Origin of the sequence: Pseudomonas fluvialis (assembly GCF_014207935.1) — a bacterium.
Classification (GTDB): domain Bacteria; phylum Pseudomonadota; class Gammaproteobacteria; order Pseudomonadales; family Pseudomonadaceae; genus Aquipseudomonas; species Aquipseudomonas fluvialis_A.
The window spans coordinates 288,724-303,390 of sequence record NZ_JACHLL010000006.1; the positions used below are offsets into that span (position 1 = coordinate 288,724).

General features: G+C 60.8%; 10 protein-coding genes and 1 tRNA gene. 6 read left to right on the plus strand and 5 right to left on the minus strand.

Translation table 11 applies throughout. The features are described from left to right. Positions 1 to 36 precede the first annotated feature (36 nt). Genes HNP49_RS16600 through fabI form a run of 6 tightly spaced genes read left to right on the plus strand, consistent with a single transcriptional unit; the run spans position 37 to position 8,243 of the window. Positions 37 to 1,866: an extracellular solute-binding protein gene (locus HNP49_RS16600; protein ID WP_184685113.1), complete on the plus strand. Its 1,830-nt coding sequence runs from the start codon at positions 37 to 39 to the stop codon at positions 1,864 to 1,866. Beyond that, on the plus strand, positions 1,863 to 3,692 hold the full coding sequence (locus HNP49_RS16605) for an extracellular solute-binding protein (protein WP_184685114.1): 1,830 nt from the start codon (positions 1,863 to 1,865) through the stop codon (positions 3,690 to 3,692). Before HNP49_RS16600 ends, HNP49_RS16605 begins: the two co-directional genes overlap by 4 nt. Further along, positions 3,692 to 4,777, plus strand: coding sequence for a microcin C ABC transporter permease YejB (locus HNP49_RS16610; protein WP_184685116.1), 1,086 nt, complete (start codon positions 3,692 to 3,694; stop codon positions 4,775 to 4,777). The genes HNP49_RS16605 and HNP49_RS16610 overlap by 1 nt, the downstream gene beginning before the upstream one ends. Before the next feature lie 2 nt (positions 4,778 to 4,779). After that, positions 4,780 to 5,799: an ABC transporter permease gene (locus HNP49_RS16615; protein WP_184685117.1), complete on the plus strand. Its 1,020-nt coding sequence runs from the start codon at positions 4,780 to 4,782 to the stop codon at positions 5,797 to 5,799. A gap of 4 nt (positions 5,800 to 5,803) precedes the next feature. Then, entirely contained in the window at positions 5,804 to 7,429 is a 1,626-nt protein-coding gene (locus HNP49_RS16620; protein ID WP_184685118.1) for an ABC transporter ATP-binding protein, read from the plus strand. Positions 7,430 to 7,448: 19 nt separating this feature from the next. Next, positions 7,449 to 8,243, plus strand: a complete 795-nt coding sequence (gene fabI, locus HNP49_RS16625; RefSeq protein WP_184685120.1) for an enoyl-ACP reductase FabI — start codon at positions 7,449 to 7,451, stop codon at positions 8,241 to 8,243. Between the two features lie 62 nt (positions 8,244 to 8,305). Here fabI and HNP49_RS16630 read toward each other — a convergent pair whose 3' ends face one another. The 5 genes from HNP49_RS16630 to clpX all read right to left on the minus strand — a co-directional run bounded on the left by HNP49_RS16630 (position 8,306) and on the right by clpX (position 14,624). Continuing rightward, positions 8,306 to 10,177, minus strand: a complete 1,872-nt coding sequence (locus HNP49_RS16630) for a SurA N-terminal domain-containing protein (RefSeq protein ID WP_184685121.1) — start codon at positions 10,175 to 10,177, stop codon at positions 8,306 to 8,308. 94 nt (positions 10,178 to 10,271) lie between these two features. Continuing rightward, positions 10,272 to 10,348, minus strand: a tRNA-Asp gene (locus tag HNP49_RS16635). A gap of 47 nt (positions 10,349 to 10,395) precedes the next feature. Further along, positions 10,396 to 10,668, minus strand: coding sequence for a nucleoid-associated protein HU-beta (gene hupB, locus HNP49_RS16640; protein ID WP_003282502.1), 273 nt, complete (start codon positions 10,666 to 10,668; stop codon positions 10,396 to 10,398). A gap of 134 nt (positions 10,669 to 10,802) precedes the next feature. After that, positions 10,803 to 13,196: an endopeptidase La gene (gene lon / locus HNP49_RS16645; RefSeq protein WP_184685123.1), complete on the minus strand. Its 2,394-nt coding sequence runs from the start codon at positions 13,194 to 13,196 to the stop codon at positions 10,803 to 10,805. Positions 13,197 to 13,343: 147 nt separating this feature from the next. Further along, entirely contained in the window at positions 13,344 to 14,624 is a 1,281-nt protein-coding gene (gene clpX, locus HNP49_RS16650; RefSeq protein ID WP_184685124.1) for an ATP-dependent Clp protease ATP-binding subunit ClpX, read from the minus strand. Positions 14,625 to 14,667 lie beyond the last annotated feature (43 nt).

Below are 14,667 nucleotides of genomic sequence, written 5' to 3' on the forward strand. Positions count from 1 at the left end.
GAAAAAATGCTTTGCCATGGATCGGACGGCCGCCTGATGCGACACCTCCTCACCCTGCTGATCGGTTTGCTGCTGAGCCAGATGGCTCATGCCCAGCTGACCAGCAGCCATGGCTATGCCCAGTTCGGCAATCTCAAATACCCTCCCAGCTTTACCCACTTCGACTGGGTCAATCCCGAGGCCCCGAAAGGCGGCACCGTGCGTCTGATGGCCTACGGCAGCTTCGATACGCTCAATCCCTACACGATCAAGGGCACGCCGCCGATCAGCTCGGGCAACTTCCTGCAGTACGGCATCAACGAACTGAACGAGCCGCTGATGGTCGGCAGCGGCATCTACGACCCCTCGGGCGATGAAAGCAACTCCAGCTACGGCCTGATTGCCAGGAGCGTGCAGTACAGCGAGGAGCGCAGCTGGGTGGTGTTCAACCTGCGTCCCGAAGCCCGCTTTCACGACGGCAAGCCGATCACCGCCTACGATGTCGCGTTCTCCTACCGCACCCTCCTGCACCAGGGCCATCCGCTGTATCGCACCAGCCTGCAGGAGGTGGCCAGGGTCGATATCCTCAACCGCCTGAAGATCCGCTTTGTGTTCAAGCGTAGTGGCAACCCGCTGCTGATCCTGCGCCTGGGCGAGCTACCGGTGCTGCCGCAGCACTACTGGCAGGGCCGCGATTTCACCGCCACCACCTACACGCCGCCGCTGGGCAGTGGGCCTTATCGCATAACGCAGGTGGTGCCGGGCAAGCGCCTGGTGTTCGAGAAGGTCGAGGACTGGTGGGGCAAGAGCCTGCCGGTCAATCGCGGCAAGTACAATTTCCAGCGGGCTGAAGTCGAGTTCTACCGCGACAGCGACATTGCCTTCGAGGCCTTCAAGGCCGGCGAATTCGACTTCTATATCGATAATCAGGCCAAGAACTGGGCCACCAACTACCGTTTTCCGGCCGTGTTGCGCGGCGATGTGATTCGCGCCGAAATCCCCCACCAGATTCCCACCCAGACCCAGGCCCTGTTCTTCAATACCCGCCGCGGCCAGTTTCATGACCGTGATGTGCGGCAGGCACTGGCGATGCTGTTCGATTTTCAGTGGACCAACCAGGCGCTGTTCAACGGAGCCTACAAGCGCGCCGAAAGTTTCTTCCCCAACAGCGTGTTCGCCAGCAACGGCCTGCCGAGCAAGGCCGAGCTCAAGCTGCTCAAGCCCTATCGCAAACAACTGCCGGCGCCGCTGTTCAAGCAGCCTTTCAGCCTGCCGGCCACCGATGGCCACGGACTGCCACGGGATACCCTGCGTCAGGCCATGCAGCTACTCAACCAGGCCGGCTGGCAATTGCAGGGCAACCGTCTGGTCGACGCCAAGGGCAATCCCTTCAGCTTCGAGATCCTGCTGGTCAACCCCGGCCTTGAGCGCATCCTCCAGCCCTACCGGCAGAACCTGCGCAGCATCGGCATCGAAACCCGCATGCGCACCGTGGATCGCGCGCAGTACAAGCAGCGCCTGGATCGCTTCGATTTCGATATGGCCCTGCTGACGCTGCCCCAGACACTCAGCCCGGGCCTTGAACAGTGGTCCTACTTCCACTCCAGCCAGGCCGCCATCAAGGGTGGCAAGAACTACGCAGGCATCCGCCACCCGGTGGTGGATCAGTTATTGGAAAAGCTGCTCGCGGCACAGAGTCGTGAGCAACAGATCGCCGCCACCCGCGCACTGGATCGCGTGCTCCTGTGGCAGCACTACGTGATACCCAACTGGTACTCCAGTAATCATCGCCTGGCCTACCGCAGCAAGTTCGCCTTTGTCACTACCCCGCCCTACACGCTAGGCCTGCGCGCCTGGTGGCTGAAGGCTCCGGAGCTCACCCCATGACCGTTCTGTGCACCCTGCGACACTCCCTGGCCGCCCTGCTGCTCAGCCCTGCGCTGGCCCTCGGCGCCGGTCAGCATGCGATCACCCTTTATGGGGAAGCGCCGAAGTACCCGGCCACCTTCAAGCATTTCGATTACGTCAATCCGGATGCCCCCAAGGGTGGCACGTTGCGCCAGGCAGGCTTCGGTGGTTTTGACAGTTTCAACCCCTTTATCAACAAGGGAGTGCCCGAGGAAAACATCGGCCTGATCTACGACACCCTGACCAAGCGCAGTCTGGATGAACCCTTCAGCGAATATGGCCTGCTCGCCGAACGTATCGAGCGCGATCCGCAAAATCGCTGGGTGCGTTATCACCTGCGCCAGGAAGCCCGCTTCCATGACGGCCAGCCGGTCACTGCCGACGATGTGGTTTTCACCTTCGAGTCGCTGATGGCCCACGGCAGTCCGCTGTACAAGACCTACTATGCCGATGTGGCCAAGGTGGTGGCAGAAAGCCCGCGCAGCGTGCGTTTTGAGTTCAAGCACGCCAACAACCGCGAGCTGCCGATGATCCTCGGCCAGCTGTCGATCCTACCCAAGCACTGGTGGGCCGGGCGCAACTTCGCCGACGGCACCCTGGATATCCCGGTCGGCAGCGGCCCCTACCGTATCGAGCGCTTCCAGGCCGGACGCACTATCCGCTACACCCGGGTCAAGGACTGGTGGGGCGAGAACCTGCCGGTCAACCGCGGGCAGAACAACTTTGATGCCATCGAAGTCGACTACTACCGCGACAACACTGTCGCACTGGAAGCCCTCAAAGCCGGCCAATTCGACTTCTGGCTGGAAACCAGTGCCAAGAACTGGGCCACGGCCTACGACAGCCCGGCCGTGCGCGACGGCCGCCTGAAAAAGGACGAAATTGCCAACCATAATCCGGCCGGCATGCAGGGCTTCATCTTCAACACCCGACGCAACCTGTTCCAGGACGTGCGGGTGCGTGAAGCCCTGGCCTTGCTGTTCGACTTCCAGTGGGCCAACAAGAACCTGTTCAACGGCGCCTATACCCGTACCCACAGCTATTTCGACAACTCGGAACTGGCCGCTACTGAGCTGCCAAGTCCGGAAGAACTGAAGATTCTCGAACCACTACGCGGGCAGTTGCCGGCCCAGCTGTTCAGCCAGCCGTTCAAGGTGCCCGAAACCGATGGCAGTGGAGTGATTCGTGAACAGCAACGGCGCGCCTATCAACTGCTGCAGGAAGCCGGCTGGAAGATCGCCAACGACCAGATGCTCGACGCCAAGGGCAAACCGGTGGTGATCGAGTTCCTTCTGGCGCAGACCGAGTTCGAGCGGGTACTGCTGCCGTATAAGCGTAATTTGCGCGACCTGGGCATCAATCTGGAGATCCGCCGTGTTGATGTCTCGCAGTACATCAACCGCCTGCGTTCGCGCGACTTCGATCTGATCGTCGGTGGTTTTCCGCAATCTAACTCACCCGGCAACGAGCAGCGCGAATACTGGCACTCCAGCTCCGCCGATCGCCCCGGCAGCCGCAACTATATCGGTCTGAAAGACCCGGCCATCGACCAACTGGTCGAGGGGCTAATCAATGCAGAAAGCCGGGCCAGCCTGGTCCAGCATACCCGCGCCCTCGACCGCGTCCTGCTCTGGGGGCACTACGTGGTGCCCAACTGGCACATCAAGACCTGGCGCCTGGCCTACTGGGACCGCCTGCAGCATCCGGAGGTGACGCCACCCTACGACTACGGCCTGATGACCTGGTGGATCAAGCCCGATGCCGGCCAGGCCGCCGTACAGACTCAGGCGGAGGCCAAGCCCTGATGCTGGCCTATATCCTGCGGCGCCTGCTGCTGATCATCCCGACCCTGTTCGGCATCCTGCTGATCAACTTCATCATCATCCAGGCCGCACCAGGCGGCCCGGTGGAGCAGATGATCGCCAAGCTGGAAGGCTTCGACGCGGCCGCCGGCGGCGCCACCGGGCGTATTTCCGGCGGTGGCAGCGAGGTGGCCGCCAGCAGCTCCAGCTACCGCGGCGCCCAGGGCCTGGACCCGGAGCTGATCAAGGACATCGAGAAACTCTACGGCTTCGACAAACCGGCGCCCGAGCGCTTCTGGATCATGATCAGCAACTACCTGAAGTTGGATTTCGGCGAGAGCTTCTTCCGCGACGCCAAGGTCACCGACCTGATCATCGAGAAGATGCCGGTCTCGATCTCCCTGGGGCTGTGGAGCACCCTGATCATGTATCTGGTGTCCATTCCGCTGGGCGTGGCCAAGGCAGTGCGCCACGGCAGTGCCTTCGACGTGTGGACCAGCACCGCCATCGTCGTCGGTTATGCCGTACCAGCCTTCCTCTTTGCCATCCTGCTGATCGTGGTGTTTGCCGGCGGCAGCTATCTCGACTGGTTCCCCCTGCGCGGGCTGACCTCGAACAACTTCGATGAGCTGAGCACCTGGGGCAAGATCGTCGACTACTTCCACCATCTGGCACTGCCGATTACCGCTCTGGTGATCGGCAACTTCGCCACCCTGACCCTGCTGACCAAGAACAGCTTCCTCGACGAGATCAACAAGCAGTATGTGGTCACGGCCCGAGCCAAGGGGCTGTCCGAACGCGGCGTGCTCTATGGCCACGTGTTCCGTAACGCCATGCTGCTGATCATCGCCGGCTTTCCCTCGGCCTTCATCGGCATCTTCTTCACTGGCTCGCTGCTGATCGAGGTGATCTTCTCCCTCGACGGCCTGGGCCTGCTCAGCTTCGAGGCGGCCATGAACCGTGACTATCCGGTGGTATTCGGCACGCTGTTCATCTTCACCCTGCTGGGGCTGGTGGTGAAACTGATCGGTGACCTCACCTACACCCTGGTCGATCCACGTATCGACTTCGCCAGTCGGGAGGCTTGAGCATGCGTCTGTCGCCTCTCAATCAACGACGCTTCGCCCGCTTCAAGGCCAACAAACGCGGCTGGTGGTCGCTGTGGCTGTTCCTCGGGCTATTTATCTTCAGCCTGGGCGCCGAGCTGATCGCCAACGACAAGCCGCTGGTGGTGCAGCACGATGGTCAGTGGTTCTTCCCGGTACTCAAGCGCTATCCCGAGACGGCCTTTGGTGGTGAGTTCCCGCTGGAGGCCAACTACAAAAGCCCCTACATGCGCGAGCTGATCGCCAGCGGCGACGGCTGGATGCTCTGGCCGCCGATTGCCTTCAGCTACGACAGCATCAACTACGACCTGCGTGTCCCGGCCCCCGCTCCGCCTTCCGCCGACAACTGGCTGGGCACCGATGACCAGGGCCGCGACGTGCTGGCCCGGGTGATCTACGGCTTCCGCATCTCGGTGCTGTTCGCCCTGACCCTGACCTTGGCCAGCTCGGTGATCGGCGTGCTGGCCGGTGCCCTGCAGGGCTACTACGGCGGCTGGGTAGACCTGACCGGACAGCGCTTCCTCGAAGTCTGGTCAGGCCTGCCGGTGCTGTTCATGCTGATCATCCTGTCCAGCATCGTGCAGCCGAACTTCTGGTGGCTTTTGGGCATCATGCTGCTGTTCTCCTGGATGACCCTGGTCGATGTGGTGCGTGCCGAGTTTCTCCGTGGCCGCAACCTCGAATATGTCCGAGCCGCCAAGGCACTGGGCATGGGCAACGCCGCCATCATGTACCGGCATATCCTGCCCAACGCCATGGTTTCGACCATGACCTTCATGCCGTTCATTCTCACCGGCGCCATCGGTACGCTGACTGCGCTGGACTTCCTCGGCTTCGGCCTGCCGCCCGGTTCGCCCTCGCTCGGCGAACTGGTGGCTCAGGGCAAGTCCAATTTGCAGGCGCCGTGGCTGGGTATGACGGCCTTTGCCGTGCTGGCGCTGATGCTGACCCTCCTGGTGTTCATCGGCGAGGCTGCCCGTGATGCCTTTGACCCAAGGAAATGATGCGATGAGCACTGATCCGCTCACCCCGAGCAATCTGATCGAAATCGAGGATCTGGCCGTCGAGTTCGTCACCGGCGAGCAGGTGCAGCGCGTGGTCGAAGGCGTCAGCCTGAGCATCCGCAAGGGCGAGACGCTGGCGCTGGTTGGCGAGAGCGGCTCGGGCAAGTCCGTGACGGCTCACTCGATTCTGCGCCTGCTGCCCTACCCGCTGGCGCGCCATCCGGCCGGCAGCATCCGCTACGACGGCCAGGACCTGCTCAAGCTCAATGAGCGCGAGCTGCGCAGTATTCGTGGCAACCGGATTGCCATGGTCTTTCAGGAACCGATGACCTCGCTCAACCCGCTGCACAGCATCGAGAAGCAGATTGCCGAGGTCCTGGCCCTGCATAAAGGACTGACCGGCGCAGCTGCACGCGCGCGCGTCCTTGAACTACTGGAGCTGGTCGGCATCCCCGAGCCGGCCAAACGCCTCAAGGCCTATCCGCACGAACTGTCCGGAGGTCAGCGCCAGAGGGTGATGATTGCCATGGCACTGGCCAACGAGCCGGAGCTACTGATTGCCGACGAGCCGACCACCGCCCTCGACGTCACCGTCCAGCTGAAAATCCTCGAGCTGCTCAAAGAACTGCAGGCCAAGCTGGGCATGGCCATGCTGCTGATTACCCACGATCTCAATCTGGTACGACGAATTGCCCATCGCGTATGTGTCATGCAGCGCGGTCGTGTCGTCGAACAGGCATCGTGTGAGGAACTGTTCCGCGCGCCGCAGCATCCCTATACCCAGGAGCTACTGAGTGCCGAACCCAGCGGTCAGCCGGCGGAGAACCCGCCAGGCCCGACCATGCTCGAAGTCGACCAGCTCAAGGTGTGGTTTCCCATCAAGCAGGGCTTCTTCCAGCGCACGGTGGATTACGTCAAGGCCGTCGACGGCATTCGCTTCAGCCTGCCCCAGGGGCAGACCCTGGGCATTGTCGGCGAAAGCGGCTCGGGCAAGTCCACCCTGGGGCTGGCCATCCTGCGACTGCTGAGCAGCCAGGGCGATATCCGCTTCCAGGGGCAGGCCATCCAGGGCCTGTCGCAGCAAGAGGTTCGCCCGCTGCGCCGGCAGATGCAGGTGGTCTTTCAGGACCCCTACGGCAGTCTCAGCCCACGCATGAGCGTGGGCCAGATTGTCGGCGAGGGACTGCGCATTCATGGCATGGGCGATGAAGAGGCGCAGGAACAGGCGATCATCGATGCGCTCGTGGAGGTAGGGCTGGATCCGGAAACCCGCCACCGCTACCCCCACGAGTTTTCCGGCGGACAACGGCAGCGTATTGCCATTGCCCGGGCCCTGGTGCTCAAGCCGGCGCTGATCCTGCTCGATGAGCCGACTTCGGCGCTCGACCGCACGGTGCAGCGACAAGTGGTTGAACTGCTGCGCAATCTGCAGCGCAAGTACAACCTGACCTACCTGTTCATCAGCCACGATCTGGCGGTGGTCAGGGCATTGAGTCACCAGTTGATGGTGGTCAAGCAGGGACAGGTGGTGGAACAAGGGGACGCGGCCAGCATTTTTGCCGCGCCGCAACATAGCTATACCCGGCAACTGCTCGAAGCCGCGTTCATGACGCCGGGCGGGGCCGCCTAACCAGAAAGAGGATACGGATATGGGATTTCTCGCCGGCAAGCGCGTACTGATCGTCGGTGTCGCCAGCAAGCTGTCGATTGCCTCGGGCATCGCCGCCGCCATGCACCGTGAGGGCGCCGAACTGGCCTTCACCTACCAGAACGACAAGCTCAAGGGGCGCGTCGAGGAATTCGCCGCCGGCTGGGGCTCCAACGCCGAGCTGTGCTTCCCGTGCGACGTGGCCAATGACGAGGAGATCGCCAAGGTCTTCGAAGCGCTGGCGAAGAAGTGGGATGGTCTGGACTGCATCGTCCACTCCGTGGGCTTCGCTCCAGGCGACCAGCTCGACGGCGATTTCACCGAAGTCACCACCCGTGAAGGCTTCCGTATCGCCCACGACATCAGCGCCTACAGCCTGGTCGCCCTGGCCAAGGCCGGTCGCCCGCTGATGCAGGGTCGCAATGGCAGCGTGCTGACGCTCTCCTACCTGGGCGCCGAACGTACCATGCCCAACTACAACGTCATGGGCATGGCCAAGGCCAGCCTGGAAGCCGGCGTACGCTACCTGGCCGGCAGCCTCGGCCCGGAAGGCACCCGCGTCAACGCCATCTCGGCAGGCCCGATCCGCACTCTCGCGGCTTCCGGCATCAAGAGTTTCCGCAAGATGCTGGCCGCCAACGAGAAGCAGACCCCGCTGCGCCGCAACGTGACCATTGAGGAAGTCGGCAACGCCGGCGCCTTCCTCTGCTCCGACCTGGCCTCGGGCATCAGTGGCGAGATCCTCTATGTGGACGGTGGTTTCAACACCACCGCCATGGGCGCCATCGAAGACTGATCGCTTCGCCATGAAAAAAGCCCGCAATCGCGGGCTTTTTTCTGTCCGTTCGATCGAGCCGTTTAGAAGCGCTCGATCTCGGCCTTGGCTTGCAGCTGACGGCGGAAGGCATTGAAGTCCTGCTGGCCACTGCGCGAAGCGAGGAAGCGACGGTACATGGCCTTCTCCTCCTCAGACAGCGCGCTTTCCTGCTCGCTGACACCGTTCAGGCGAACCACGACAAAATCGCCATTGCCCAGCTCGACTCCGGCAAACGCCGGCTTGTCGGCAGCCTGCGGCTTGGCCATGCGGAACACCGTCTGCAATACGGCAGGCTCGACGCCTTCCTGATTGCGGGTGGCGGCTTCCTGGACCTTCCAGGTATCAGCCTTGGCCGCCTTGGTCGGCGTCTTGCCGCTGCGCAGATCGGCGATCAGCGCCTCACCATCGAGTTTGGCCTGTTCGGCCGCACGCTGGCTGAGCAGATGGCCGCGGATGGTCTCACTGACCTGTTCCAGCTTGAGCGGCTCCGGCATTTTGTGTTCCTTCACGCGGACCACCACGACGGTCTCCGGGTCCAGTTCGATCAGACCGCTGTTGGCGCCGTCTTCCAGCACCTCCTTGCTGAAGGCTGCCTGCAGGACCTGACGATTGGCCGCCAGACCATCGCCACCCTCACGGCCAAACGCCGGGCTGAGCTGAACCTTCAGGTCGAGTTCCTGTGCTGGCTGAGCCAGGTCGGACGACTCATAGGCCAGGCTTTCCAGCTGCTTGCTGGCCTCGACAAACAGCTTCTCTACTTCCTGCGATTTGAAGTCACGCGCCAGCTTGTCCTTGAGGCTGGCAAAGCTCGGGACATCCGGAGCCTGTACGCCCAGCAGCTTGATCAGGTGCCAGCCAAACTCGCTGCGCACCGGAGCGGAAACCTGATTGAGCTTCAGCTCATACAGCGACTTCTCGAAAGCCGGGTCATACACGCCTGGGCCGGCATAACCCAGATCACCACCGTTTTCCGCGGAGGACGGATCGTTGGAGAGCTCCTTGGCCAGCGCGGCGAAGTCTTCACCGGCACCGACGCGCTTGGCAATCTCTTCAATCTTGGCCTTGGCCTGCTCATCGCTGAGCTTGTCGCTGACCTCGATCAGGATGTGCGCCGCCTGACGCTGCTCAGCGAGCGCAGCGATTTCCTTCTCATACAGGGCCTTCAGGTCATCGTCCTTCACTTCGACCTGACTGAAGAAGGCATCCTTCTTCAGCTCCAGATATTCAAGGACTACCTGCTCAGCACTCTTGTACTCGGCAGCGTGCTCGTCGAAATAGGCCTTGATGTCAGCCTCGGCAATCTTCACCTTGGCCGGGTCGGCCTTGATGGTCAGGGCTGCAAAGTCGCGCGTCTGCTTTTCAAGCTTGGCGAAAGCCTGGACTTCGGCATCGGTGACAAAGCCGCTGCCGGCGAAGGCCGCGCGCAACTGGCCGATGAGCATTTCCTGCTGCAGCATCTGACGGAATTGCAGACGGGTGTAGCCCATCTGCTGCAGCACCTGATCATAACGCGCGGCGCTGAACTTGCCCTCGACCTGGAACTCGGGTGTCTGCAGGATCAGTTGGTCGAGAGCCGCTTCGGAAAAGGCGAACTTGGCACTCTGCGCGCCCTGCAACAGCAGTTGACGATCGATCAACCCCTTGAGGGCCGCTTCGCGCAGGAGCTTCTCATCCAGCAGGCTGCTGTCGAAATCCTTGCCCAGTTGCTGCATCAGCTGGCGACGCTGGGCGTCGGCGGCTTGCGCCAGTGCGCTCTGACTGATTTCCTCACCATTGACCTCAGCCGCGGTCTGCGCCTTGCTGGTACTGGTCATGATCGCGTCAAAGCCGGTCAGGGCCATGAGCGCAACGATGATGCCAATGATGGTTTTGGCAATCCACCCCTGTGAATTGTCCCGGATGTTCTGCAGCATGACTCCCCCGAAAACAGCCGTGCTCAGCACCGCTGCAGGATGGATTTCTTAGGATAAAAGAAAGGCGCATCCGTGGATGCGCCTTCTCGTGAACTGGCGGAGCGGACGGGACTCGAACCCGCGACCCCCGGCGTGACAGGCCGGTATTCTAACCGACTGAACTACCGCTCCGCGGCCGGAGCCGATTTGCACCGACTCCGGTCAACTCATCAAGACGCTTAGTTAACGGCGTCTTTCAGGGCTTTACCAGCTTTGAAGCCCGGGATCTTGGCAGCAGCGATGTTGATCGGCTTGCCAGTCTGCGGGTTACGGCCGGTACGGGCAGCGCGCTCTTTTACAGCGAAGGTGCCGAAGCCAACCAGAACAACGGAGTCACCAGCTTTCAGGGCACCAGTAACGGATTCGATTACGGCGTCCAGTGCACGGCCAGCAACAGCTTTCGGGATATCAGCAGATGCTGCGATGGCATCAATCAGTTCCGACTTGTTCACTCTTAAGTCCCCTTATTTCGTGAGTTGTTTCTTAGTGTTTGGTGTAAGCAAAACCGGTGCTGGGTGGGCTTCATGCCACTTAGTGTGCCGCTTTATAACAAGGGCTCAAAAAAGGTGTCAAGGAAGCTTGCCTGCTAGTGCGTGCTGATTCGCTCCTTGGATTCAGCCTCGCGCGATTCGTCTTTTGCAACAATCTCGGGAGCCGCATCAGACAAGGGCTCCGGGGCGTATTGCAGCGCAATTTGCAGGACCTCGTCAATCCATTTAACCGGTTTAATCTGCAGGTCTTGCTGGATATTTTCCGGAATTTCCTTGAGATCGCGAACGTTTTCCTCAGGAATGATGACGGTCTTGATCCCGCCACGGTGGGCGGCCAGGAGTTTTTCCTTGAGCCCGCCGATGGCCAACACCTGACCACGCAGGGTGATTTCACCAGTCATGGCAACATCGGCGCGCACCGGAATATTGGTCAGCGCAGAGACCAGCGCGGTACACATGCCAATGCCTGCACTCGGACCATCTTTTGGCGTGGCCCCTTCGGGAACATGGATGTGGATATCCCGCTTCTCATGGAAGTCCACCGCGACACCAAGACTCTTGGCACGACTGCGCACCACGGTCAGCGCAGCTGTGATCGACTCGCCCATGACATCGCCCAGGGAACCGGTCTTGATCAGTTGCCCCTTGCCCGGAACCACCACCGCCTCAATGGTCAGCAGCTCGCCGCCGACCGAGGTCCAGGCCAAGCCCGTGACCTGACCAACCTGATCCTGCACCTCGGCCAGGCCATAGCGATACTTGCGCACGCCAAGGAACTGCTCGAGATTGCCGGCATCCACGCACTCCTTGATGCGCTTGGCGCCAGCATGCTGCTTGACCGCCTTGCGGCAAACCTTGGCGATCTGCCGCTCCAGGCTACGCACACCAGCCTCGCGGGTGTAGTAGCGGATGATGTCGCGAATGGCGTCTTCGGAAAAACTCAGCTCGCCCTTTTTCAGACCATTGGCTTCAGTTTGCTTGGGCACCAGGTACTTGATGGCGATATTGATCTTTTCCGCCTCGGTGTAACCAGGCAGGCGGATCACTTCCATGCGATCAAGCAAAGGTGCCGGAATGTTCATCGAGTTGGCGGTGCAGAGGAACATCACATCGGAGAGGTCATAATCGACCTCCAGATAGTGATCGTTGAAGTTGTGGTTCTGCTCCGGATCCAGCACTTCAAGCAGCGCCGAAGCCGGATCGCCACGCATGTCGCTGCCCAGCTTGTCGATTTCGTCGAGCAGGAACAGCGGATTGCGCACGCCGACCTTGGTCATCTTCTGAATCAGACGACCTGGCATCGAGCCGATATAGGTGCGGCGATGACCACGAATCTCCGCTTCGTCGCGCACCCCACCCAAAGCCATGCGCACGAACTTGCGATTGGTCGAGCGGGCGATCGACTCAGCGAGAGATGTTTTACCCACACCAGGTGGCCCCACCAGACAGAGCACAGGCCCCTTCAGCTTCTTCACCCGCTTCTGCACGGCGAGGTACTCAAGAATGCGCTCCTTGACCTCCTCCAGCCCGTAGTGATCGGCGTCCAGAATCTCTTCTGCCCTGGAGAGATCCAGGCGAACCTTGCTCTCGGCCTGCCACGGCACATTGACCAGCCAATCGATGTAGGAACGCACCACAGTGGCTTCAGCGGACATCGGCGACATCTGCTTGAGCTTGTTCAGCTCGGCAGTTGCCTTGGCATGAGCCTCCTTGGTCAGCCCCGCTTCTTCGATGCGCTTCTTAAGCTCATCGATTTCGTTGTGGCCCTCGTCATCGCCCAGCTCTTTCTGAATGGCCTTCATCTGCTCATTCAGGTAGTACTCACGCTGGCTGCGCTCCATCTGTTTCTTCACGCGGCCACGTATGCGCTTCTCGACCTGCAGCAGTTCCAGCTCGGCATCCAACAGGGCCAGTACGTGCTCGACCCGCAGCGTCAGGTCAGTGATTTCAAGAATGGCCTGTTTCTGCTCGATACGCAGCGCCATGTGCGCCGCCATGGTGTCGACCAGTCGCCCAGGCTCATCGATGCTGTTGAGCGAGGACAAAACCTCAGCCGGCACCTTCTTGCCCAGCTGCACGTACTGCTCGAACTGGCTCATCAGACTGCGCGTAAAGACTTCAGCCTCCCGCTCCGGTACCTCGCCCTCTTCGAGCAATTCAACACTGGCACGAATATGGCCGTCGGCGTCGGTGAAGGCCTGTACCGACCCGCGCTGCTCACCCTCGACCAGTACCTTGACGGTGCCATCCGGTAGCTTGAGCAACTGCAGCACCGTGGCCACGGTACCCATACGGTAAAGAGCATCCGGAGCAGGATCGTCGTCCGCAGGATTCTTCTGGGCCAGCAGGAGGATCTGCTTGTCGCCCGTCATCGCCGCCTCAAGGGCTTCGATGGACTTTTCCCGTCCTACGAACAGCGGGATGACCATATGCGGATACACCACCACATCGCGCAGCGGCAACAGAGGCAATTCGACGGTTGTCTTCATGAGTTCAGCTCTACAACGGACTCGGAGGCCTGCCCTCACAGGCAGGCGGATGAATCTAAGATGGGGGTGGGCCTGGAAAAAAACAAGCGCAATACTCGGAATTGCAATGCCCAGAAATAACAAGGGGCCCGAAGGCCCCTGGTCGAGTTAAGCGTCTGGCGCGGCCTTGGCCGGCTGTTCGCTGTTCTCGTAGATCAGTAAGGGCTTGGAATTGCCGGCAATCACACTCTCGTCGACAACAACCTTGCTGACTTCCTTCTGCGAAGGAATTTCGTACATGGTGTCGAGCAGTACACCTTCGAGAATCGAACGCAGGCCACGGGCACCGGTCTTGCGCTCCAGAGCCTTGTGCGCCACGGCCTTGAGGGCGTCAGCACGAAACTCCAGATCGACGCCTTCCATCTCGAACAGCTTGGCGTACTGCTTGGTCAGGGCATTCTTCGGCTCGGTGAGAATCTGCATCAAGGCAGCCTCATCCAGCTCGTCGAGGGTCGCAATTACAGGCAGGCGGCCCACGAACTCGGGAATCAGGCCAAACTTGACCAGATCGTCCGGCTCGATATCGCGCAGGGTTTCGCCAATCTTCTTGCCGGTATCAGGGCTGCGCACCTCGGCATTGAAGCCGATGCCGCCCTTGGTCGAGCGTCCCTGAATCACCTTCTCCAGGCCGGCAAAAGCGCCACCGCAGATGAACAGTATATTGCGCGTATCAACCTGCAGGAACTCCTGCTGCGGATGCTTGCGCCCGCCCTGTGGCGGAACCGAGGCCACTGTACCTTCGATCAGCTTCAGCAGCGCCTGCTGCACGCCCTCACCCGACACATCGCGAGTGATCGACGGATTGTCCGACTTGCGCGAAATCTTGTCGATTTCGTCAATGTAGACGATACCCATCTGGGCCTTCTCGACATCGTAGTCGCACTTCTGCAGGAGCTTCTGGATGATGTTTTCGACGTCCTCCCCCACATAACCGGCTTCGGTCAGGGTGGTGGCATCGGCAATGGTGAACGGAACGTTGAGCAGACGGGCCAGGGTTTCGGCCAACAAGGTCTTGCCCGAGCCAGTCGGACCGATCAGCAGAATGTTGCTCTTGCCGAGCTCAACGTCGTCTTTCTTCTCGCGCTGATTCAGGCGCTTGTAGTGGTTGTACACCGCTACCGCGAGCACCTTCTTGGCGCGCTCCTGACCGATCACATACTGATCGAGAATGCTGCTGATCTCCTTGGGAGCCGGCAGCTTGTGCGCGTTGCTCTCGGCCTGGGCTTCCTGCACCTCCTCACGGATGATGTCATTGCACAGGTCGACGCACTCGTCGCAGATAAATACCGACGGGCCGGCAATCAGTTTGCGCACTTCATGCTGGCTTTTGCCACAGAAGGAGCAATACAGCAGCTTGCCGTTTTCCTCGCCGTTGCGGGTATCAGTCATTAGATCAATCCAAATCCGGATGGCTTGTAAAACAAGATGAAGG